Here is a 20,507-nt window from a genome sequence, read left to right as displayed (position 1 = left end):
CCCGTTCCGGTCACGGGCGGTCGCGTGTCGCCCGTCCGTACCGTCCGATCAGCGTGCCGAGGTGGGCGGAGAACTCGGGGGAGTCGACGACGTCGAAGTCCACGTCGAGCATGCCCAGATAGAGGGTGAGCATCTGGAGGGTGTCGGCCCCGGCCTCGATCACGCACGTGTGCTCGTCGACGGCCTCCAGCAGCACGGAGGGCGGTAGCCGCTCGGCGACGGTCCCGGCCGGGGCGTGCAGCCGCACCCGTGCCCGGTACCGCCACAGCGCCGCCCCCACACCGCGCCGCACGTAGGCGACGACGTCGCCGCCGGGCGGTTCCCTGGGCGCGAAGCGCGGACCGGCCGGGGTGCGCGGCCGGATCCGGTCGACACGGAACGTGCGCCAGTCGCGCCGCTCGACGTCCCAGGCGACGAGATACCAGCGGCGGCTCATGTGGACCAGACGGTACGGCTCGGCCAGCCGCCGCGTCGCCGTGCCGTCATGACCGGTGTAGTCGAACCGCAGGCTCTCACGGTCGCGGCACGCTCCCGCGAGGGTGGTGAGCACCTCGGCGTCCACGGTCGGCCCGCCGCCCTGGACCGCCACCACGGCGGTCTGCAGGGCGTCCACGCGACGCCGCAGCCGGGAGGGCAGGACCTGGTCCAGCTTGGCGAGGGCGCGCAGCGACGCCTCCTCGATCCCGGCGACCGTGCCCCCGGCGGCCGTACGCAGGCCCACCGCGACGGCGACCGCCTCCTCGTCGTCGAGCAGCAGCGGCGGCAGGGCGGCTCCGGCGCCGAGGCGGTAGCCACCCGCCGCCCCCGGGGTCGCGTGCACGGGATAGCCCAGGCCGCGCAGCCGCTCGACGTCGTTGCGCACGGTGCGGGTGGTCACCCCGAGCCGTTCGGCGAGCTGCGGGCCGGTCCAGTCTCGCGGGGTCTGCAGCAGCGAGAGCAGACGGAGCAGGCGGGCCGATGTCTCCAACATGTCTCTCATCGTGCCCGACAATGCGGAACGAAACCTTCCGCATTGGTGCTTAAAGTCCCCGTCATGAGCAACGACACGGGAATCCGCCCGTTCCACATCGACATCCCCCAGGCCGACCTCGACGACCTCCGGGACCGGCTCGCCCGCACCCGCTGGCCCCGGGAACTGCCGGACACCGGCTGGAGCCGGGGCGTCCCGCTCGACTACCTGAAGGACCTCGCCGCCTACTGGGCCGGCGGGTTCGACTGGCGCGCGCAGGAGGCGAGGCTCAACGCGTTCCCGCAGTTCGTGACGACGATCGACGGCCAGGACATCCACTTCCTGCACGTCCGCTCCCCCGAGCCGGACGCGCGGCCGCTGCTCCTCACCCACGGCTGGCCCAGCTCGCCGTACGAGTTCCTGGAGGTGATCGGCCCGCTCACCGACCCCCGCGCGCACGGCGGCGACCCGGCCGACGCCTTCCACGTCGTGGTCCCCTCGCTTCCGGGGTACGGCTTCTCCACGCCCGTACAGGAGCAGGGGTGGGGGAACCTCTTCCGTGTCGCCCAGGCGTGGGCGGAGCTGATGAGCCGTCTGGGCTACGGCCGCTACGCGGTGCACGGCACCGACGTCGGCACGGGGGTGGCGGGGATGCTCGCCATGATCGACGCGGGACGGGTGGCCGGTACGCACCTGAGCGGGACGCTGGCGGCGATGCCGTTCGGGCCCTCGGTCACGCTCGACGGCCTGTCCGGGGCCGACAGGGCGCGCGGCGAGCGGTTCAACGCCTTCCAGGCCGACGGGCTCGGCTATCTGCACCTGCAGGCGACCCGCCCGCAGACGCTCGCCTACTCCCTGAACGACTCGCCGGTCGGGCAGCTCGCCTGGATCGCCGAGAAGTTCGCCGAGTGGACCGACCCGGCGGCGAAGCTGCCCGAGGAGGCCGTCGGCCGCGACCGGTTGCTCACCTGCGTCAGCCTCTTCTGGTTCACCGGCGCGGGCGCCTCCTCGGCCCACGCCGTCTACGAGGGGATGCGGGCCTACCGTGAGATGGCCGCCCGGCAGACGGGTGACCACCCCGGCGGGCGGCAGGCCCCGGCCCCGCCCACGGGCGTCGCGGTGTTCGCCGCCGACACCACGATCCGGAGCGTGATGGACCCCACCGGCTCGATCGAGCACTGGTCGGAGTTCGGGAGAGGCGGCCACTTCCCGGCGATGGAGACCCCCGACCTGCTCACCGGGGACCTCCGCGCCTTCTTCCGCCATCACCGCTGACACCTGAGAGATGCCGCGCGCCTACCTGGGCAGGTCGCCGAGGTCGACGGTGATCGGGAAGGGCACCGGGACGGTCAGCCGGTCGTGGTGGATGCCGGTGAGGGCGTACGCGTTGGTGGCGGGGTCGAGTTCGTAGACGTAGACCACGGGGGAGCCGTCGTCGTTCTCCACCCGCCAGAAGTGCGCGATGCCCGCCTCGGCGTAACGGGACGGCTTGGTCTTGCGGTCGCGATCCTCGGACTCGGGGGAGACCACCTCGACGGCGAGGTGCACCTCGCCGGGGGTGTAAAACGTCCGGTCGTCGTCATCGGCCGCCTTCGCGTCGACGACCACGACGTCGGGGCGGGGACGCATCCGGTGGCCGAGCTTGACGTCCATCTGGAGCACGGCCGCGACGTGCTCGGGGGCCTGGGCGTTTAGGACCACGCGAAGGCCGAACAGCACACGCTCGTGGAAGCGTTTCTGAAGGGACATGAAGACGAGGGCTCCATCGATGAGCTCGACGTGCTTGAAGAAGCCGGGTTCGCCGTTGGGTCCCTCCGCCGGAAGGTTGTCGAGGTCGTCGGCGGTCCATCCCCACGGGGGCGGGGAGGGCCAGTAGTCGAGTGCGGCGCTCACGTCGGTCACCGTAACATCGTCTTCGTCACTCAGTGTGTTCATTCAGATCATATCCGTTGCCCTCGTTCTATTTTCTCCCGTTTCGGAGGGAACGGAAGGAGCGGACACCGAAGAAGGGAGGGAACGGGCGCGGGTGCTCGCGTAGAGGACGCCGGAGATGATCAGGGCGGCGGCGGCGAGTTTCGCGGGGGAGATCGGCTCTCCGGTGAACAGGGCGGCCGAGGACATGCCGAAGACCGGGACGAGCAGGGCGGACGGGGCGACCACCGAGGCGTCGTAGCGCTGGAGCAGGAAACCCCAGACGCCGAAGCCGCCGAGAGTGGAGACCAGTGCCACGTAGATCACCGACAGGCTGCCCTCCACCGAGAACTCCAGGTGGGGAACCCCCTCCACCAGCAGGGCCAGGATCATCATGGGGACGGTCGCGACCGCGCAGATCCAGACCATGAAGCGGAACGAGTTGGGCGGCGCGGCGTTCCTGACCGCGATGTTGCCCGCGCTCCAGAAGAACGCCGCGCCGACGACCAGGAAGAACGCGCCGATGGGGCCGCCGGTGCCCAGGTCGGCGGCGATCAGTGCCAGACCGGCGAACGCGACCGCCATGCCGATGATCCGCCGCCGGGTGAGCCGCTCCCCCAGCAGGGCGACCGCCAGGACGGCGGTGAAGACCGCCTGGATCTGCACGACGAGCGAGGTCAGCCCGGCGGGCATGCCCGCCCGCATGCCCATCAGCAGCAGGGCGTACTGGCCGATGCCGAGCGTGGCCCCGGCCACGAGCACCTTCCGCCAGGGCACCCCGGGGCCGCCGACGAGCAGTACGGCGGGGAAGGCGGCCAGCAGGAAGCGCAGCGCCACGTAGAGCAGCGGGGGGAAGTGCCGGAGCCCCACTTCCATGACCACGAAGTTGAAGCCCCATACGGCGGCGAGGCCGACGGCGAGGAGGAGGTGCCGAGTACGCATCCACCAATCGTCGTTTCCAACGATATTTCAGCACAAGTGAGACTTTCTGGCCGGTGCCGTTTAGGATTGCTTACATGTTGGATCTCAACCGGCTCAAGGCCCTGCACGCGGTCTCCGTCTACGGCTCCGTGGGCGCCGCGGCCGAGGCGCTCATGGTGACCCCCTCCGCGGTCTCCCAGCAGCTGGCCAAGCTGGAGCGGGAGACCGGCGCGACCCTGCTGGAGCGCAACGGGCGCGGGGTGCGGCTCACCGACGCGGCCGGGCTGCTCGCCGACCACGCCGAGCGCATCCTCGCGCTGGTCGAGACGGCGGAGGCCGACTTCGAGGCGCTGCGCGGTGAGGTCGTGGGGCGGCTGAGCATCGGCGCCTTCCCCACGGCGGCCCGCGGCCTGATGCCCGCCGCGCTCTCCCTGCTGCGCAGGCGCCACCCCGACCTGCGCCTCCAGCTCATGGAACGCGAGCCGGAGCGGCAGATCCGCGAGGTGGCCAGGGGGGAGCTCGACCTCGCGGTGATCCAGGACTGGATGAACCGCCCGGTGGCGATCCCCGAGGGGCTGTCCAGGGCCACGCTCTTCGACGACATCGCCGACGCGATCCTGCCCGCGTCCCACCCGCTGGCGGACCGTCCCGAGATCGAGCTCGCCGAGCTGTCCGGGGAGCAGTGGATCAGCTCCGCGCCAGGCACGGTCTGCCACGACTGGCTCGTCCACACGCTGCGCTCGGCCGAGCTGGAGCCGGACATCACCTGCATGACGGACGAGTACCCGACCCAGATGGCCCTCGTCGCGGCGGAGCAGGGATGCGCGATCATTCCCCGGCTGGGCCGCGACTTCGTCCCGCCGGGGGTGCGGGTCGTCCCGATCCGGTCGCGCCCGACGCGCAGGATCTACGCGCTCTGGCGCAGCGACGCCGCCCGCCGCCCGGCCATCCGCGCCGCGGTCGAGGCCCTGAAGGCCGTCTCCGCCGACTTCCGCGGACCCGTGTCCGAGCCCGCCCGAACCGCTGGCTGAGGGCGATCGTCAACACGCCCGACTTCCGCGGACCCGTGTCCGAGCCCGCCCGAACCGCTAGCTGAGGGCGATCGTCACCACGCCGCCGACGATGACGCAGGCCGCCAGCAGGCGCCGGGTCAGGTCGCCCTCGGCCAGCAGCCTGCCGCCGAGCACCACCGCCACGAGCACGCTGACTTCCCGTACCGGCGCCACCGCGCTGATCGGCGAGAACGTGTACGCGGTCAGCGCCAGGAGGTAGGAGAGGGGCATCAGCACCGCCGCGCCCAGCACCCGGGTCCGGTGCTCGTGCCAGACGGGCAGGACCAGGCCCCTGCGGCGGGCACCGAGCGCCGGAGCGGTCAGGACCAGGGCGCGGCCGAGGTCGCCGCCGTAGTTGAGCAGGATCGGCGCGACCGCGAAGACGCTCACGACCTGCTTGTCCCAGACGGTGTACGCCGCGATGAACACCCCGGTGGCCAGCCCGAACCCGATCCCGCTCAGGTCCCGGCGGCTGGGACGCCGCGCCGCGCCGAGCAGGAGGACGCCCACCCCGACCAGTAGGATCCCGGCGACGCCGACGGGTCCCGGCCGCTCGCCCAGGAACGAGACGGCGACCAGGCTGGCCAGCAGCGGCCCGGTGCCGCGGGCGATCGGGTAGACCATCGACAGGTCGCCGTGCCGGTAGCCGCGCTGGAGCAGCATGAAGTAGCCCAGGTGCAGCGTGGTGCTCGCGGCGATCACCCCGAGGCCGGCCCAGGAGGGGCCGGTGCCGCCGAGGAGGAGATAGCCCGCCGCGACCGGGGTCCAGACCAGTGTGGAGGCGGCGGCCACCATCCAGACGAAGACGACGCCGTCGGCCTCGGCCGCCTGCTTGCTCATCAGGTTCCAGCAGGCGTGGGCGACGGCGGAGGAGAGGACGAGGGCGAGCGCGAGGGGGCTCACGGAGGTGACCTTATGAGAGGAGGACGAGCGCGAGGGGGCTCACGGGGGGGACCCTACGGGGAGAGGAGGAGGGGCGAGCCCGGGGGCTCACGCGGGTGACCCCATCCTGCCCCATCCCGTCCCACCCGACCCGAGTGGCCCACCTGCCCGGCCACCAACCCGTACCTGTCGGTAGGCTGGCGGCACCATGGCTGAGACGACCGTCGTTCACCTCCTGCGCCACGGAGAGGTGCACAACCCCGCTAACGTCCTGTACGGCAGGCTTCCCGACTACCACCTCTCCGACAACGGCCGCCAGATGGCCGAGACGGTGGCGAAGACGGTCGCCGGACGTGACGTCACCGCGCTGTTCTCCTCGCCGCTGGAGCGGGCCCAGGAGACGGCGTCCCCGTTCGCCGAGACCTTCCACCTGGACGTCACGGTCGACGAGCGGCTCATCGAGGCCGAGAACATCTTCGAGGGCCTCTCCCTCGGCAGGGGCGACACCCTCTTCCGCAACCCGCGCTTCTACCGCTACCTGTGGAACCCGCTCCGCCCCTCCTGGGGGGAGCGCTACACCCACCTGGTCAGCCGGATGAGGGCCGCGATCGACGCCGCCCGCGACGCGGCGCGCGGCCATGAGGCGATCATGGTCAGCCACCAGCTCCCGATCTGGACCATCAGGCTCGCCGCCGAGGGCAGGCGCCTGCCGCACGACCCGCGCCGCAGGCAGTGCGGCCTCGCCAGCCTCACGAGCTTCTCCTTCGACGGAAACCGCCTGATCGGCGTCGGATACAGCGAGCCCGCGGCGTCACTCGTCAAACGCCCCACTGTGCCGGGCGCCTGACCCCGCCGGTACAGTGATTGCTCTACCGGTTGTAGTACAGGGAGCCTCCGTCACCCATGCGCGCACAATCCTTCGCCGTCGCCGCGCTGCTGATCGCCGTGGCCGGATGCGCCGGAAACCAGGGATCGCAGCCGCAGAGCGGCGACACCCGCTTCGTGGCCGGCGACGGCAAGATCACCCTGTTCCAGGCCGCCGACCGCAAGGTCGCCCCGCAGGTCCAGGGGGAGACCCTCGACGGGGGCACCGCGAGCCTCGCGGCCCACAAGGGCAAGATCGTGGTGCTCAACTTCTGGGCCTCCTGGTGCGCGCCCTGCCGGGCCGAGGCGCCGGTGCTCAAGGACATCTCCGCCAAGACGAAGGCCGACGGCGTGGAGTTCCTCGGCGTCGACTTCAAGGACCGCAGGGCCGACGCGCTCGCGTTCGAACGCAGCCACCAGTCCGGTTACCCGAGCATCTTCGACCAGCCGGGCAAGGTCGCGCTCTCCTTCCAGGGCACGGTCCCGCCCGCGGCCATCCCCTCCACCCTGATCATCGACCGTCAGGGCCGGATCGCCGCCAGGGCCCTCGGCGCGGTCAAGTACACCGACCTCCTCGACGCGGTGACCAAGGTCGGCGATGAGCGATAACGGCTCCTGGCGACGGCCGGGCCCGCGATGAGCGCCGACCTCGTGGGCACCGTCGCGAGCGGCTCCCTGGCGCTGGCGCTGCCGATCGCGGTCGCGGCCGGGCTGGTGTCGTTCATGTCCCCGTGCGTGCTGCCGCTGGTCCCCGGCTACCTGTCGTACGTGACCGGCATGAGCGCCGACCCCAGGCGAGGGCGCATGGTCGCGGGCATCGTGCTGTTCGTCCTGGGCTTCTCCTTCGTGTTCGTGGCCGGGGGAGCGCTCTTCGGCGGCCTCGGCGCGGCCCTGTTCGGCAACGCCGGGATCATCACGCGGGTGCTGGGCGCCCTCACGATCGTGCTCGGCCTGGCCTTCATGGGTGTGATCCCGGGGCTGCAGCGTGACTTCCGCGTCCACCGGCTCCCGGCCGCCGGCCTGGCCGGGGCACCCCTGCTCGGCCTGGTGTTCGGCCTGGGCTGGACCCCCTGCATCGGCCCCACCCTCGGGGTCGTGCTCACCCTCGGCCTGAACGAGGGCAGCGCCGGTCGCGGCGCGATCCTCGCCTTCGCGTACGCGCTCGGCCTCGGCCTGCCGTTCGTGGTGGCCGGGCTGGCGTACAGCAGGGCGCTGAAGACGTTCAAGGCGGTACGCCGGCACTCGCGGCTGATCACGCGGGCGGGCGGCGTCATGCTCGTCGTCGTCGGGGTGCTGCTCGTCACCGGGCTCTGGGAGCAGCTCGTCGCGATGACCCAGGGCTGGGTCGGCGGATTCGAGCCGGTGATCTGATGGTGTCCGTCGACCCGAGGACGGGGGAGCGAAAGGTGAGCGAGGCGCGGCGGCCTGCGGGTCTCGGGGTCGTGGGGTGGGCGCGCTGGTTCTGGCGGACGCTCACCTCGATGCGGACCGCGCTCATCCTGCTGTTCCTGTTCGCCCTGGGCTCCATCCCCGGCTCGATCTGGCCGCAGCGCGGCGTCTCCGACGCCAAGGTCTTCCAGTACTTCGAGGACAGCCCCCAGCTGGCCGGGTGGCTGGACCGGTTCTGGCTGTTCGACGTGTTCAGGGCGCCCTGGTTCGCCGCGATCTACCTCCTGCTGTTCGTGTCCCTGATCGGCTGCGTGCTCCCCCGCACCGCGACCCACCTGCGGGAGCTGCGCAGGAAGCCGCCCGTGGCGCCGCGCAACCTGAGCAGGCTGCCGCAGCACGCGTCCTTCGAGGCCGGCCTCACCGTCGAGGAGGCGGCCAAGAGGCTGCGCGCCAGGCGGTTCCGGGTGACCACGGGGCCCGATTGGGTCGCCGGGGAGAAGGGCTACCTGCGCGAGACAGGCAACCTGCTCTTCCACGTGGCCCTGCTCGGCCTGCTGGTCGCGGTCGGGGCCGGGGCGCTGTACGGCTACCGGGGCAACGTGCTGGTCGTGGAGGGCGAGGGGTTCGCCAACACGGTCGCCGCCTACGACCGCTACATGCCGGGCCCCCAGGTGAACGCCGAGTCGCTGGAGCCGTTCTCCTTCACCGTCGACGACTTCCAGGCGACCTACATCGCGAAGGGCGAGAAGGCGGGCCAGGCCCTCGACTACGAGGCCAGGCTCAAGGTCGAGGACGCCCCGGGCGCCGCCCCGCGCGACTACGTGCTGAAGGTCAACGAGCCGCTGGACGTCAACGGCACGCTGAGCTACCTGATCGACCACGGCTACGCCCCGACCTTCAGGATCACCGACGGCAAGGGCGAGGTCGCCTTCGACGGTCCGGTGCCCTGCCTGGTCGTCCAGCCCGCCACCTTCACCTCCGAGTGCGTGATCAAGGTGCCGGACGCGAGGCCCGAGCAGCTCGGCATCCTCGTCGGCTTCCTGCCGACGACCGTCCCGATGGGCGCCGAGTGGGTCTCGGTCTTCCCCGGCGCCGCCAACCCCACCGCCCAGGTGTACGGCGCCTTCGCCGGTGACCTGGGCCTGAAGGACGGCCGGCCGCAGTCGGTCTACGAGCTCGACCCGGCGAGCCTGAAGAAGATGAAACCGCTGGTCATGAAGGCCGACCCGCTCGCGGTCGGCAAGAAGCTCACGTTCCCGAACGGCGCGGGCTCGATCGAGTTCACCGGCGTCAGGGAGTGGATCGCCCTGCAGATCACCCACGACCCGGGCCGGATGCCCGCGCTCGTGGCCTCGGTCCTCGCCGTCGCCGGTCTCGTCCTCACCCTGACCGTCCGCCGCCGCAGGGTGTGGGTACGGATCCACGAGGGCGGCGAGGTCGAGGCGGGCGGCCTCACGCGCACCGAGGGCGGCGATTTCGGCGAGGAGTTCGCCGAGATCGTCTCCGCTTTGAACCCAGGAGTTTCGCACCCGGGAGTTCCCGATTCAGGAGTGAAGGATGTCCGCTGAGGTCGACGCCGGCCTCGCCACGTTGAGCGACCAGCTCATCCTGGCGACGGTGCTGCTCTACGTCTCCGCAATGATCGCTTACGCCCTCGACCTGGCCTTCGGCCGGACCGCGGTGGCCCAGGCCCGCGCGGAACGACCCGTTCCGGCCACCGTCGGCGGGGGCGCCGCCCCGGCCGGCCCCGCCGGGGATGTTCCCGCCGAGAAGGCGCCGCCCGCCTGGGCGGTGTGGGCGGGCCCGGTGGCCGTCGGGCTGAGCTGGCTCGGCTGGGCCGCCAACCTCGCCTCCCTCCTCACCCGCGGCCTGGCCGTGGACCGGTGGCCGTGGGGCAACATGTACGAGTTCGTGGTCGCGATGTGCTTCGCGGCGGTGAGCGCGTTCCTGTTCATGCAGCTCCGCTACCCGATCCGCTTCCTGGGCGCGTTCGTCACGGTCGCCGCCGCGCTGGGCCTCGGTTTCGCCGTACGGTACCTGCACGTGCAGGCCGGTCCCGTGGTGCCCGCCCTGAACTCGTACTGGGTCGCGATCCACGTGTCCGCGGCGATCGTCGCCAGCGGGCTGTTCATCGTGGCCGGGGTCTCCGGCATCCTCTACCTGGTCAGGAAGGACACCGCGGTCCGGCTGCCGTCCCGGCAGGACCTGGAGCGGGTCGCGCACCGGGCCATCGTGATCGGCTTCCCGATCTGGACCTTCGCCGTCATCGCCGGCGCGCTCTGGGCCGACAAGGCCTGGGGCCGTTACTGGGGCTGGGACCCCAAGGAGATCTGGGCGTTCATCACCTGGATCGCCTACGCCGCCTACCTGCACGCCAGGGCCACCGCGGGCTGGAAGGGAAAGGCGGCCATGATCGTGCAGCTCGTCGCCTTCGCCTGCCTGCTGTTCAACCTGGTAGGAGTGAACATTTTCCTCGGCGGGCTGCACTCCTACGCCGAGGTTCCCTGAGTTCCCGGCCGATTCTCGGCATCGAGATGATTCTCGATGCCGAGATTTCCCCGGGCCGAATTTTCACACCGGAATTTTCCGGCTAATTCCCGTGCCGTGGTTCACGCTGATTTCACGCCTGATTCCCGGCGGGTTTCCGCGCGGAATTCCCGGTGGGCCGGCCGGTGGATCACAGTGGATCACGGCGGATAGGGATCAGTCGTCGTCGCGCAGGCGGCGTTCGAGGTCCTTGAGGAAGTCGGGGTCGTCGTCGGGGCCCTTCGGGGCCTCGCCGCGCGGCGGCCTCTCCTCGGCCAGGAGCGAGCGGGGCGCCGTGGGGCCGGTCGGCCGGCCGAGCAGCAGCCAGAAGGCGCCTCCGGCGATCGGCATCAGCACCACGATGACCACCCAGAGGAGCTTGGGCAGGTTCCTGGACTCCTCGTCCGGCGTGGTGATGACGTCGAACAGGCAGTAGAGCCAGAAGGCGAGTATCGCCAGACCGACAAGCAGGGGCATGCCCGAACTGTAAGCCATCGTGGGACCTGCTGCGGTCCGGCTCCGCGTTACGGATGACTGGCAAGGCTCCTACCCCGTACCGTGGACCCGTTGCCACTTCCCCAGGGGGTGTGATGGCACATTCGGGCGACAAGGGCCGCCATCGACGGCGGTGGTGGCAGCGAGGTCCGGCCACGCGTGCGGAGAGTGCCGTCAGGGAGGCTCCGCGTGAGGTCCCCCGCGAGGCCGAGCGCAGGGTCGGGACGGTCACGGCCCCGGTGGCCGACCGGCCGCAGTACACCTGGAAGGACTTCGAGCTCGACGACGAGAGTCCCCGGGCCCAGCCCAACTCCCCCGACACCCCGGACCTGGGTGACGGCCTGCGCCACTGCGGGCGCCTGGAGCGCATCCTGCACCGCCAGTGGGACTCGCGGCGGGAGACACCGTCCCCCGAGGTCGTACGGGCGGTGGAGAGCCTGGCGAGGCTGCCCGACGTGCTGAAGGACAAGCTGGCCGAGGGCCTCGACGGCATCTACGTCGGCGAGGGCGGGGTGCCCGACCTCGACGACATGGGCTACCTGCGCGGCGCGCCGCTCCCCTCGGGCCGGGCGACCTGGGACGTGTGCGCGGGGGCGTACGGCGACCGCAAGATCGTGGTGGGGGACCGGCCCTCGCCGACCCCCGACGTGATGATGCACGAGGTCGGGCACGCCCTGGACGACGTGGACGCCCCCCACGGTGACTGGGTCTCCGACTCCCCGGAGTTCGCCGCCCTCTACGCCCAGTGCGTTCCCGCGCTGGCCTCGGGGTTCCACCTGCAGTCGGGCGACCTGGGCCGCAAGGAGTTCTTCGCCGACGCCTTCGCCGCGATCGTCTCCCGGCAGCGCCCCGCGCTGGTCGACATGCTGGGCGGCGACACGCGGATGGCGCTCAACGTCATGTTGTTCTTCAACCGGCGCTACGGAATCTAGGTGATCTGGGATGTACGTCATCAGACTCGCTGACGGGACCCTGCGCGTGCCGCAGACCCTGGCCAGCGATGACGGGCGCCTGATCGGCAATGCCTACGTGGAGGTCCCTCCGGGGGATCCCGACTACGACCGCTGGCTGGCCGAGTCGCTCACCGAGGAGGAGTGGGCCGAGCGGCGGCGGCGGTGGCTGGAGGAGAACGACGAGCTGGAGCGGGAGTTCCTGGCCTTCAAGGCCGAGCAGGAGACCTAGCGGGAGATCTAAGGGGCCGCGCTCGTTCTGCCGGGCGGGAGATCTGAGGGCCTGAGCCCGCACGGGGTCGGGGGCCGGAGCGCGCCGGGGGGTTCCGGGTGCGGAACGCGGCGGCGGGCCCGGCGGGGCGGGTGGCCCGGTGACGGGGGAGGTCACCGTCCGTGTCGTGCCGTACTTCACACGACTCCACGGTGACCCTGCGGCTTCCGGGTAAGGCGCGCAGGATCACCGATGGTGTGACGTCCTAAGTCGTCAGACGCGCGGGGACTCGCCTGCCGGCCGTTCGGCCGTCAAGACGTCCTCTCCACGCAGAAGGGCGTGCACTTCCGACTCGCGGAAACGCCGGTGCCCTCCGGGGGTACGGATGCTGCTGATGCGGCCTGCCGCGGCCCAGCGTGTAACCGTCTTTGGGTCGACCCGGAAGAGGGCGGCAACCTCTCCGGGCGTCAGCAGACGCTCGCTGCTACTCTCCACAATCTCTCCCCCTCGCATCCCGCTTCCTGCCAGCGGGCGGACAGGTAACCAGTGTGCCGAGCGAAGCCTGATTTATCCGTGGTTTTCAACAAAGATCACGGGTTGTTATCTACTGCCTGCCCGATTGTTATATGATAGAGCCTTTTTGGGACTCTCGTGGGTGTTTCTTTACGAAACAGATCTCTTGGGAAGACTAGCAGCGCTCGCAGTAGATGCGAAGAGTTACCCGTGCAACCACCGCGATCGCGACCGCGGAGACAGGGTGACGTAGCCTTGACACCGTGCGCCCCGTCATCGTTTACACCGCGTCCCGGGCCGGTCTGCTGGCCGTGACTCTGGGAGTGCTCTATATCCTCGGCCTGCGCGAGCCCCTGGGCCTGCTGATCGTCGCATTCCTGATCAGCGGTGTGGCCAGTTACGTCCTGCTCTCGAAGCAGAGAGACGCGATGAGCGAGCGAATCACTAAGAATCGGGAGTGATCGGCAACGGGAACATGCCGACTCGGGCATGGTACTCGTGACCAAGGCGAGTTGTGTCACTACCAACCAGTAATCCGCCGGGGTGCGCGAGGAATGCCTTGATCCCGATTCCGCGGTCCCGTGTCGGGTTCCATGCCAGTGCCCTGCCGGTGATCGGGTGGATGGCGCCGATCCCCGGCCGCGCCACCGCCCCGGGGCCCGCCGAGTCATGGCCTGACGGATTGTCCAGCCAGCGCTGGTGCCCGCCGACGTAGACGGCCGGGCCGGTCGCCGCCACCGCGTACAGCGAGTCACCGCCGGTGTGGTTCACCCACGTCGGCCGCACCGGGCCGGTCCCGGACCGGGCGCCGGTCTCGAACCGGGCGGCGGTGTCGCACATCCTCGCCTGGCCCCCGGGCCCGCCGGTCGTGACGACGGCGAGATAGCTCCCGTCGGGGGCGAAGTCCAGGCCCCGCACGTAGCCCGGGAAGTCGGCCATGCACCGCCCCCGGTAGGCGTCGGTCCGCCACGGCGAGACCGCGGCCGGTGAGGCGGCGAGGCCCGGGGCGGAGGCGTCCGGCGCGGTGACGGTGATCAGGCCGAGCTGGGCCCTCGGCAGGCCGCCGAGGGTGGTGAAGTCGCCGCCGACCGCGAGCCTGCCGGGGCCGAGGGAGATCGCGTGGACCCTCGTCCTGCCTCCCCTGGGCGCGCCCGGCTCGATCGCGAAGGACGGGTCGGCCTCGCCGGTGACGGCGTCGATCCTGGCCAGCGCCGTACGGGCGGCGGAGCCGACGTGGGTGAAGTCGCCGCCCGCGTAGAGGTGCCGGCCGAGCCTGGCCAGGCTGGTGACCGTGCCGCCGCGGACCTGGGCGCCGAAGCGGGGGGCCGGGGAGCCGTCGGAGAGCCGGAGCAGGGCCAGGCCCCGCGTCGGCGCGCCGCCGGTCTTGGTGAACCGCCCGCCCGCGTAGACGGTGCCGTGGACCCCCGCCGCCAGGGCCTGGACCGGGCGGTCGAGGCGCGGCGCGAAGCCGGGGAGGATCCGGCCGGTGGCCAGGTCGTAGGCGAAGAGGTTGGTGCGCGGCAGCACTCTCGCCACCCCCGCGCTCCCGGCCTCGCGCACCTCGCCGAACGAGCCGCCGACCACCACCGTGCCGTCCACCAGCGCGATGGCGTTGACGATCCCGTCGAGCACGTGGGGAGTGGTGTTCACCGGATCGGCCGAGACGACCCCGCTGTGCTTCGTGGTGCCGGCGGCGGCGATCCCGGGGGGAACCAGGGTCAGGACCGCGACCAGCGCGTAAGTGGCTCTGGCAAACATTCGACAATTTTTAGCATGCTCTGGGTAATGGAATGACTACTTTCCGTGGATTATCGGGGCGGGCCTAGGGTGGGAGTCATGACGCGCGCTTCTCTGGACAAGCAGCCGCACGAGGTCGCCGCGATGTTCGATCGCACGGCCAGGCGGTACGACCTTGTCAACGACGTTATCTCCCTGGGCCAGGTCCGGCTGTGGCGCAAGGCCACCGCGGCGGCCGTCGACGCGGGCCCCGGTGAGCTCGTCCTCGACCTCGGCGCGGGCACCGGTACGTCCACCGACGCGTTCACCACCCTGGGCGCCCGCGCCGTCGCCTCCGACTTCTCGCTCGGCATGCTGAGCACCGGGGTGCGGCGCAGGGGCGGCTCGGGGATCTCCGGGGGCGGGGTGCGGAACGTCAGCTTCGTCGCGGGCGACGCGCTGCGGCTGCCCTTCGCCGACGGCGTCTTCGACGCGGTGACGATCTCCACGGCGCTGCGCAACGTGCACGACACCGGGCAGGCGCTGCGGGAGATGCACCGGGTGGCCAGGCCGGGCGCGCGGCTGGTGATCCTGGAGTTCTCGCACCCGACGCCCAGGTCGTTCGACCTCGTATACTCGCAGTACCTGATGAAGCTGATGCCGCGGGCCGCGAAGCTCTTCGGTTCGAATGACGACTCCTACGAGTATCTGGCGGAGTCGATCAGGGCCTGGCCGGACCAGGCGGGGTTGGCGAAGATCATTCAGGGAGCGGGCTGGGAACGGGTCGCCTGGCGCAACCTGAGCCTCGGGATCGTGGCCCTGCACCGCGCGTACAAGCCCGCGTAGCGCCCCCCGTGGAAGATTGGCGACGAGGGCAACACCCGCCTGACACTTTGCCCCGCAAAGGCGTTAGACTTCGGCCCGACAAGTTTGTGAAGCCCTTCACAAAGGAACGAAAGGCCCCTTACCCCGAGGCCCCCACAGCGTGTAGGACAGGACAGGTCCCGTGACCGTGCCAGCCGCCACACAGCGGAAAGTCGCTGAGGCTGACGCCGACGTCATCGTCGTCGGCGCCGGGCCCGCCGGTTCGACAACCGCATTCCACCTCGCGCAGGCCGGGCTCGACGTCCTGCTGCTCGAGAAGACCACCTTCCCCCGCGAGAAGGTCTGCGGCGACGGGCTGACGCCCCGAGCGGTCAAGCAGCTCATCGCGATGGGGATCGACATCGACGCCCCCGGCTGGGTCCGCAACAAGGGCCTGCGCGTGGTCGGCGGCGGGATGCGCTTCGAGCTCGACTGGCCGGAGCTGTCGAGCTTCCCCGACTTCGGCCTGGTGCGCACCCGCCAGGACTTCGACGAGATCCTGGCCGCCAACGCGGTCAAGGCGGGCGTCCGCCTGCTGCAGGGGGTGAACGTCACCGCCCCGGTCCTCGACGACCGCAGCGGGCACATCGTCGGCGTGACCGCCAAGCGCGACGGCGAGGAGGTCACCTACCGCTCCCGGCTGGTGGTCGCCGCCGACGGCAACTCCACCCGCGTCTCCCTGGCGATGGGGCTGCACAAGCGCGAGGACCGCCCGATGGGCGTCGCGGTGCGGACCTATTTCGAGAGCCCCCGCCACGACGACGACTACCTGGAGACCTGGCTGGAGCTGTGGGACGGCGACACCCTGCTGCCCGGCTACGGCTGGATCTTCGGCGTCGGCGACGGCACCTCCAACGTGGGCCTGGGGCTGCTGAACACCAGCGAGTCCTTCAAGGGCATGGACTACCGCGACCTGCTCAAGCGCTGGGTGAAGGGCATGCCCCCCGAGTGGGGCTACGTCGAGGAGAACATGACGGCCCCCATCAGGGGCGCCGCGCTGCCGATGGCCTTCAACCGCCAGCCGCACTACACGCGGGGCCTGGTGCTGGTGGGCGACGCCGGCGGGATGATCAACCCGTTCAACGGCGAGGGCATCGCGTACGCGATGGAGACCGGCCACATCGCCGCCGAGACGATCGTCCAGGCGCTCGGCAGGGTCACCCCCGCGCAGCGGGAGCGCGTGCTGCGCGCCTACCCTCAGACGTTGAAGGACGCATACGGTGGTTACTTCACCCTCGGCAGGGGATTCGTGGAGCTGATCGGGCACCGCGGCGTGATGAACTTCGCGACGCGTCACGCGCTGCCGCACCCCCACCTGATGCGGTTCGCGCTCAAGCTCCTTGCTAATCTCACCGACCGGCGGGGTGACGCGTCAGACCGCATCATCAACGCCCTGTCGAAGGTGGCGCCACCGGCATGAGAGCGACGAGGGCCGGACACCTGGAACCGGGGGCGATGATCGCCCTGCCTAGACTTTCGAAATACACCACAACGCAGAGCTACGCGCCGGCGCGCGTGGAGATTGGAGAGGAGGCGTAGCGATGGAGTTGTACGCACCCATCCTGGTGCTCGCCGTTCTCGCGGCGGGATTCGCGATCTTCTCGGTGACGATCGCCCCCTTCACCGGTCCCAAGCGCTGGAACCGCGCGAAACTCGACGCCTACGAATGCGGGATCGAGCCGACGCCCCAGCCCGTGGGCGGAGGCCGTTTCCCGCTGAAGTACATGGTCACCGCGATGCTGTTCATCGTGTTCGACATCGAGATCATCTTCCTTTATCCGTGGGCGGTCGCCTTCGACCAGCTCGGGATGTTCGGGTTGATCGAGATGCTGCTGTTCATCGTCACCGTGCTCGTGGCCTACGCGTACGTGTGGCGCCGCAAGGGTCTGGACTGGGACTAGATATGGGTCTTGAAGAGAAACTTCCGAGCGGGTTCATGCTCAGCACGGTCGAGCAGGTCGCGGGCTGGGCGCGCAAGAACTCCGTCTGGCCGGCGACGTTCGGCCTCGCCTGCTGCGCCATCGAGCTGATGTCCACCGGCGGACCCAAGCACGACCTGGCGCGCTTCGGCATGGAGCGCGCCTCGGCGTCTCCGCGCCAGGCCGACCTGATGATCGTCGCGGGACGGCTGTCGCAGAAGATGGCCCCGGTGCTGCGCCAGATCTACGACCAGATGGCCGAGCCCAAGTGGGTCATCGCGATGGGCGTCTGCGCCTCCAGCGGCGGCATGTTCAACAACTACGCGATCGTCCAGGGCGTCGACCACGTCGTGCCCGTCGACATCTACCTCCCCGGCTGCCCGCCGAGGCCCGAGATGCTCATCGACGCGATCGTCAAGCTGCACGACAAGATCCAGAACACGAAGTTCGGCGCGCACCGTGCCAAGCAGATCGACGAGCTCGAACTGCAGGCCCTGCGGACGCTGCCGCTGATCGACCAGGGGACCGCCAAATGACGAGCGAACCCGCTGACAACCTCCCCGAGGTGCCGGAGGAGCCGGTCGCGCACCTGGGCATGTTCGGCGCCTCGGGCACCGGCGACACCTCCGGCTACGGCCGCCTCGTCGTGCGGCGCAAGCCCGAGCTGTCCAGCGCCCGCCCGTACGGCGGCTACTTCGACACCGTCGCCGACGAGCTGGAGCGCGCCCTCGGCGGCGATCTCGGCGACGCCATCGAGCGCGTGGTGGTCGACCGGGGCGAGCTCACCTTCCACGTCAGGCGCGAGCGCCTGCTCGACGTGGTCAAGGTGCTGCGCGACGACCCCGCCCTGCGCTTCGAGCTCTCGCTCGGCGTCTCCGGCGTGCACTATCCCCACCTGGCGGGCCAGGAGCTGCGCGCGGTGATCCACCTGTGCTCGATCACCCACAACCGCCGCCTGCGCGTCGAGGTCTCCTGCCCCGACGACGACCGGCACATCCCCTCCACGGTCTCGGTCTACCCGACGCACGACTGGCACGAGCGCGAGACCTGGGACTTCTTCGGCATCGTCTTCGACGGGCACCCGGCGCTGACCCGCATCATGATGCCCGACGACTGGGACGGTCACCCCCAGCGCAAGGACTACCCGCTCGGCGGCATCCCGGTCGAGTACCGCGGCGCCGAGATCCCCGCGCCGGACCAGAGGAGGTCCTACACATGAGCGTCCCCTACCAGGAGACGAAGGAGACCATCGGGTCCCCGTACGACGACCCGTACGACGAGGCCACCGAGGGCAAGGTCTACACCGTCTCGGGCAACGACTGGACCGAGCTCGTCGAGACCCTCTCCGGCCAGCAGGACCAGCAGCTCGTCATCAACATGGGCCCCCAGCACCCGTCCACGCACGGGGTGCTCCGCCTGGTCCTGAACCTCGACGGCGAGACGGTCACCGAGGCCCGCACGGTCATCGGCTACCTGCACACCGGCATCGAGAAGAACCTCGAATACCGGACGTGGACGCAGGGCACCACGTTCGTCACCCGGATGGACTACCTGGCGCCGATCTTCAACGAGACCGCCTACTGCATGGGCGTCGAGCGGCTGCTGGGCATCACCGACCGGATCCCCGAGCGGGCCCAGGCCATCCGCGTGATGATGATGGAGCTCACCCGGATCTCCTCGCACATGGTGGCGATCGGCACCTTCGGCATGGAGCTGGGCGCGACCACGCCGTTCCTCTTCGGGTCCCGCGAGCGCGAGATGGTGCTCGACGTGATGGAGTACATCACCGGCCTGCGGATGAACATGGCCTACGTCCGGCCGGGCGGCGTCTCGGTCGACCTGCCCGCGGGCGCCGTCGACAAGGTCGGCGAGCTGCTCAAGATCATGCCGGGGCGCATCAAGGACATGCGCAAGATGCTCGACGCCAACCCGGTCTACCTGGCCCGCACCAAGGACGTCGCCTACCTCGACCTCACCGGCTGCATGGCGCTGGGCGTCACCGGCCCGATGCTGCGGGCCGCCGGCCTGCCCTGGGACCTGCGCAAGTCGCAGCCCTACTGCGGCTACGAGACCTACGAGTTCGACGTCCCGACGGAGAAGACCGCCGACGTCTACGGCCGCTACCTGGTACGGGTGGCCGAGATGGAGGAGTCGCTCAAGATCATCGAGCAGGCGCTCGACCGCCTCTCCGGGCCGCTCAAGAACGACCGCGTGATGATCGACGACAAGAAGATCGGCTGGCCCGCGCAGCTCGCGCTCGGCCCCGACGGCCTGGGCAACTCGCCCGACCACATCGCGCACATCATGAGCGGCTCCATGGAGGCGCTGATCCACCACTTCAAGCTGGTGACCGAGGGTTTCCGGGTCCCGGCCGGGCAGGCGTACGCCTCGGTCGAGTCGCCCCGCGGCGAGCTCGGCGCCCACGTGGTCAGCGACGGCGGGACCCGCCCCTACCGCGTACACTTCCGCGACCCGTCCTTCACGAACCTGCAGGCCATGCCCGCGACGTGCGAGGGCGGCATGGTCGCCGACGTCATCTCGGCGGTGGCCTCGATCGACCCGGTGATGGGAGGTGTCGACCGATGAGCGCGACCACGGGCCCGGCCGACGGCAGGGCAGGCGCGACGAGCGGCGAGGCCGCCCTCCCGGGCGGCGAGGAGGTGAGCGCGACCGTGACCAAGGGGTACGCGCCGGAGGTGCGCGAGCGCCTGGAGCGCGACGCCAAGGAGATCATCGGCCGCTACCCGAAGCCGCGGTCGGCCCTGCTGCCCCTGCTGCACCTGGTGCAGTCGGAGGACGGCTACGTCTCCGACGACGGCCACGAGTTCTGCGCCGAGATGCTCGGCCTGAGCAAGGCCGAGGTCGTGGGCGTCTCCACCTTCTACACCATGTACAAGCGCAGGCCGATGGGCCAGTACCACGTGGGCGTGTGCATCAACACGCTCTGCGCGGTGATGGGCGGCGACCAGATCTGGGACGAGCTGTCGGAGCACGCCGGCGTCGGCCACGACGAGACGACCCCCGACGGCAAGGTCTCGCTGGAGCGGCTGGAGTGCAACGCCGCCTGCGACTTCGCCCCGGTGATGATGGTCAACTGGGAGTTCTTCGACAACCAGACCCCGGCTTCGGCCAAGCAGCTCGTCGACGACCTCAGGGACGGCAAGGAGCTCTCCCCGACCCGGGGACCGAAGAAGCTCTGCACGTTCAAGGAGGCCTCGCGGGTGCTCGCGGGCCTGCCCGACGGCCTGGCCGGCGACGGCCCCTCGGCGAACGGCGCCTCCCTGGAGGGCCTCAGGATCGCCAAGGCCAAGGGATGGAAGGCTCCGGAGGCGTGAGCGTGCCACG

The 20,507-nt window shown here is 70.5% G+C and carries 24 protein-coding genes; 17 read left to right on the top strand and 7 right to left on the bottom strand.

The features are described from left to right. Nucleotides 1-10: 10 nt before the first annotated feature. Nucleotides 11-970 carry a helix-turn-helix transcriptional regulator gene (locus ACSC1Q_RS11320; protein WP_436758619.1) on the bottom strand — a complete coding sequence of 320 codons (960 nt, stop codon included), beginning with the start codon at nt 968-970 and terminating at the stop codon, nt 11-13. A 63-nt stretch (nt 971-1,033) separates the two neighbouring features. Between ACSC1Q_RS11320 and ACSC1Q_RS11315 the strand changes: the two genes are divergently transcribed. After that, the gene (locus ACSC1Q_RS11315; protein ID WP_436758618.1) at nt 1,034-2,224 is read left to right on the top strand and encodes an epoxide hydrolase family protein; all 1,191 of its coding nucleotides are present in this window, start codon (nt 1,034-1,036) and stop codon (nt 2,222-2,224) included. Between the two features lie 21 nt (nt 2,225-2,245). Here ACSC1Q_RS11315 and ACSC1Q_RS11310 read toward each other — a convergent pair whose 3' ends face one another. Then, nucleotides 2,246-2,842 carry a Uma2 family endonuclease gene (locus ACSC1Q_RS11310; RefSeq protein WP_436758617.1) on the bottom strand — a complete coding sequence of 199 codons (597 nt, stop codon included), beginning with the start codon at nt 2,840-2,842 and terminating at the stop codon, nt 2,246-2,248. Between the two features lie 42 nt (nt 2,843-2,884). Beyond that, nucleotides 2,885-3,802, bottom strand: a complete 918-nt coding sequence (locus ACSC1Q_RS11305; protein WP_436758616.1) for an EamA family transporter — start codon at nt 3,800-3,802, stop codon at nt 2,885-2,887. Nucleotides 3,803-3,876: 74 nt separating this feature from the next. On the opposite strand from ACSC1Q_RS11305, the gene ACSC1Q_RS11300 reads away from it, so the two are divergent. Next, nucleotides 3,877-4,812 (top strand): LysR family transcriptional regulator, encoded by a 936-nt coding sequence (locus ACSC1Q_RS11300; protein WP_436758615.1) that lies wholly within the window; start codon nt 3,877-3,879, stop codon nt 4,810-4,812. Between the two features lie 57 nt (nt 4,813-4,869). Here the strand turns inward: ACSC1Q_RS11300 and ACSC1Q_RS11295 are convergent, their stop codons facing one another. Continuing rightward, a complete protein-coding gene (locus ACSC1Q_RS11295) occupies nt 4,870-5,736 on the bottom strand; it encodes an EamA family transporter (protein WP_436758614.1) in 867 nt (288 codons plus the stop codon). Nucleotides 5,737-5,923: 187 nt separating this feature from the next. Here ACSC1Q_RS11295 and ACSC1Q_RS11290 point away from each other — a divergent pair, with 187 nt between their 5' ends. From ACSC1Q_RS11290 to ccsA, 5 genes are read left to right on the top strand one after another with little or no spacing between them, the layout of a single operon-like run. Continuing rightward, nucleotides 5,924-6,562, top strand: coding sequence for a histidine phosphatase family protein (locus tag ACSC1Q_RS11290; RefSeq protein ID WP_436758613.1), 639 nt, complete (start codon nt 5,924-5,926; stop codon nt 6,560-6,562). 56 nt (nt 6,563-6,618) lie between these two features. Beyond that, nucleotides 6,619-7,188 (top strand): TlpA family protein disulfide reductase, encoded by a 570-nt coding sequence (locus tag ACSC1Q_RS11285; RefSeq protein WP_436758612.1) that lies wholly within the window; start codon nt 6,619-6,621, stop codon nt 7,186-7,188. 27 nt (nt 7,189-7,215) lie between these two features. After that, nucleotides 7,216-7,950 (top strand): cytochrome c biogenesis CcdA family protein, encoded by a 735-nt coding sequence (locus tag ACSC1Q_RS11280; RefSeq protein WP_436758611.1) that lies wholly within the window; start codon nt 7,216-7,218, stop codon nt 7,948-7,950. Further along, nucleotides 7,950-9,536: a cytochrome c biogenesis protein ResB gene (gene resB / locus ACSC1Q_RS11275; protein ID WP_436758610.1), complete on the top strand. Its 1,587-nt coding sequence runs from the start codon at nt 7,950-7,952 to the stop codon at nt 9,534-9,536. The genes ACSC1Q_RS11280 and resB overlap by 1 nt, the downstream gene beginning before the upstream one ends. Continuing rightward, nucleotides 9,526-10,476: a cytochrome c biogenesis protein CcsA gene (gene ccsA, locus ACSC1Q_RS11270; protein WP_436758609.1), complete on the top strand. Its 951-nt coding sequence runs from the start codon at nt 9,526-9,528 to the stop codon at nt 10,474-10,476. Before resB ends, ccsA begins: the two co-directional genes overlap by 11 nt. A 195-nt stretch (nt 10,477-10,671) precedes the next feature. On the opposite strand, the gene ACSC1Q_RS11265 is transcribed toward ccsA, so the two are convergent. Further along, the gene (locus tag ACSC1Q_RS11265) at nt 10,672-10,971 is read right to left on the bottom strand and encodes a PLD nuclease N-terminal domain-containing protein (protein WP_436758608.1); all 300 of its coding nucleotides are present in this window, start codon (nt 10,969-10,971) and stop codon (nt 10,672-10,674) included. A 113-nt stretch (nt 10,972-11,084) separates the two neighbouring features. Here ACSC1Q_RS11265 and ACSC1Q_RS11260 point away from each other — a divergent pair, with 113 nt between their 5' ends. Next, the gene (locus ACSC1Q_RS11260; protein ID WP_436758607.1) at nt 11,085-11,921 is read left to right on the top strand and encodes a hypothetical protein; all 837 of its coding nucleotides are present in this window, start codon (nt 11,085-11,087) and stop codon (nt 11,919-11,921) included. Between the two features lie 10 nt (nt 11,922-11,931). After that, nucleotides 11,932-12,171: a hypothetical protein gene (locus tag ACSC1Q_RS11255; RefSeq protein WP_436758606.1), complete on the top strand. Its 240-nt coding sequence runs from the start codon at nt 11,932-11,934 to the stop codon at nt 12,169-12,171. A 252-nt stretch (nt 12,172-12,423) separates the two neighbouring features. Here ACSC1Q_RS11255 and ACSC1Q_RS11250 read toward each other — a convergent pair whose 3' ends face one another. Continuing rightward, nucleotides 12,424-12,663, bottom strand: a complete 240-nt coding sequence (locus ACSC1Q_RS11250) for a BldC family transcriptional regulator (protein WP_012887349.1) — start codon at nt 12,661-12,663, stop codon at nt 12,424-12,426. A 263-nt stretch (nt 12,664-12,926) separates the two neighbouring features. Here ACSC1Q_RS11250 and ACSC1Q_RS11245 point away from each other — a divergent pair, with 263 nt between their 5' ends. Next, nucleotides 12,927-13,124, top strand: a complete 198-nt coding sequence (locus ACSC1Q_RS11245; RefSeq protein ID WP_344747318.1) for a DUF4229 domain-containing protein — start codon at nt 12,927-12,929, stop codon at nt 13,122-13,124. On the opposite strand, the gene ACSC1Q_RS11240 is transcribed toward ACSC1Q_RS11245, so the two are convergent. Then, complete coding sequence (locus ACSC1Q_RS11240; RefSeq protein WP_436758605.1) at nt 13,108-14,421, bottom strand: hypothetical protein; 1,314 nt, start codon at nt 14,419-14,421, stop codon at nt 13,108-13,110. The two genes, ACSC1Q_RS11245 and ACSC1Q_RS11240, sit on opposite strands and share 17 nt — an antisense overlap. Nucleotides 14,422-14,499: 78 nt before the next feature. On the opposite strand from ACSC1Q_RS11240, the gene ACSC1Q_RS11235 reads away from it, so the two are divergent. From ACSC1Q_RS11235 to nuoE, 7 genes are all read left to right on the top strand, one after another. Further along, nucleotides 14,500-15,225: a demethylmenaquinone methyltransferase gene (locus ACSC1Q_RS11235; RefSeq protein ID WP_436758604.1), complete on the top strand. Its 726-nt coding sequence runs from the start codon at nt 14,500-14,502 to the stop codon at nt 15,223-15,225. A 160-nt stretch (nt 15,226-15,385) separates the two neighbouring features. Then, nucleotides 15,386-16,663, top strand: coding sequence for a geranylgeranyl reductase family protein (locus ACSC1Q_RS11230; protein WP_436758603.1), 1,278 nt, complete (start codon nt 15,386-15,388; stop codon nt 16,661-16,663). Nucleotides 16,664-16,784: 121 nt separating this feature from the next. After that, complete coding sequence (locus ACSC1Q_RS11225; RefSeq protein WP_362862500.1) at nt 16,785-17,144, top strand: NADH-quinone oxidoreductase subunit A; 360 nt, start codon at nt 16,785-16,787, stop codon at nt 17,142-17,144. Between the two features lie 2 nt (nt 17,145-17,146). Continuing rightward, nucleotides 17,147-17,698: a NuoB/complex I 20 kDa subunit family protein gene (locus ACSC1Q_RS11220; RefSeq protein ID WP_030916695.1), complete on the top strand. Its 552-nt coding sequence runs from the start codon at nt 17,147-17,149 to the stop codon at nt 17,696-17,698. Further along, nucleotides 17,695-18,381: an NADH-quinone oxidoreductase subunit C gene (locus tag ACSC1Q_RS11215; protein WP_436758602.1), complete on the top strand. Its 687-nt coding sequence runs from the start codon at nt 17,695-17,697 to the stop codon at nt 18,379-18,381. Before ACSC1Q_RS11220 ends, ACSC1Q_RS11215 begins: the two co-directional genes overlap by 4 nt. Next, a complete protein-coding gene (locus tag ACSC1Q_RS11210) occupies nt 18,378-19,748 on the top strand; it encodes an NADH-quinone oxidoreductase subunit D (RefSeq protein ID WP_436758601.1) in 1,371 nt (456 codons plus the stop codon). Before ACSC1Q_RS11215 ends, ACSC1Q_RS11210 begins: the two co-directional genes overlap by 4 nt. Then, a complete protein-coding gene (gene nuoE / locus ACSC1Q_RS11205) occupies nt 19,745-20,497 on the top strand; it encodes an NADH-quinone oxidoreductase subunit NuoE (RefSeq protein ID WP_436758600.1) in 753 nt (250 codons plus the stop codon). The genes ACSC1Q_RS11210 and nuoE overlap by 4 nt, the downstream gene beginning before the upstream one ends. The last annotated feature ends 10 nt before the right edge of the window (nt 20,498-20,507 follow it).

Source organism: Streptosporangium heterodermiicola, assembly GCF_051390675.1.
In the GTDB taxonomy this organism is placed as follows: domain Bacteria; phylum Actinomycetota; class Actinomycetes; order Streptosporangiales; family Streptosporangiaceae; genus Streptosporangium.
This window is presented reverse-complemented; position numbering and strand designations above follow the sequence as displayed.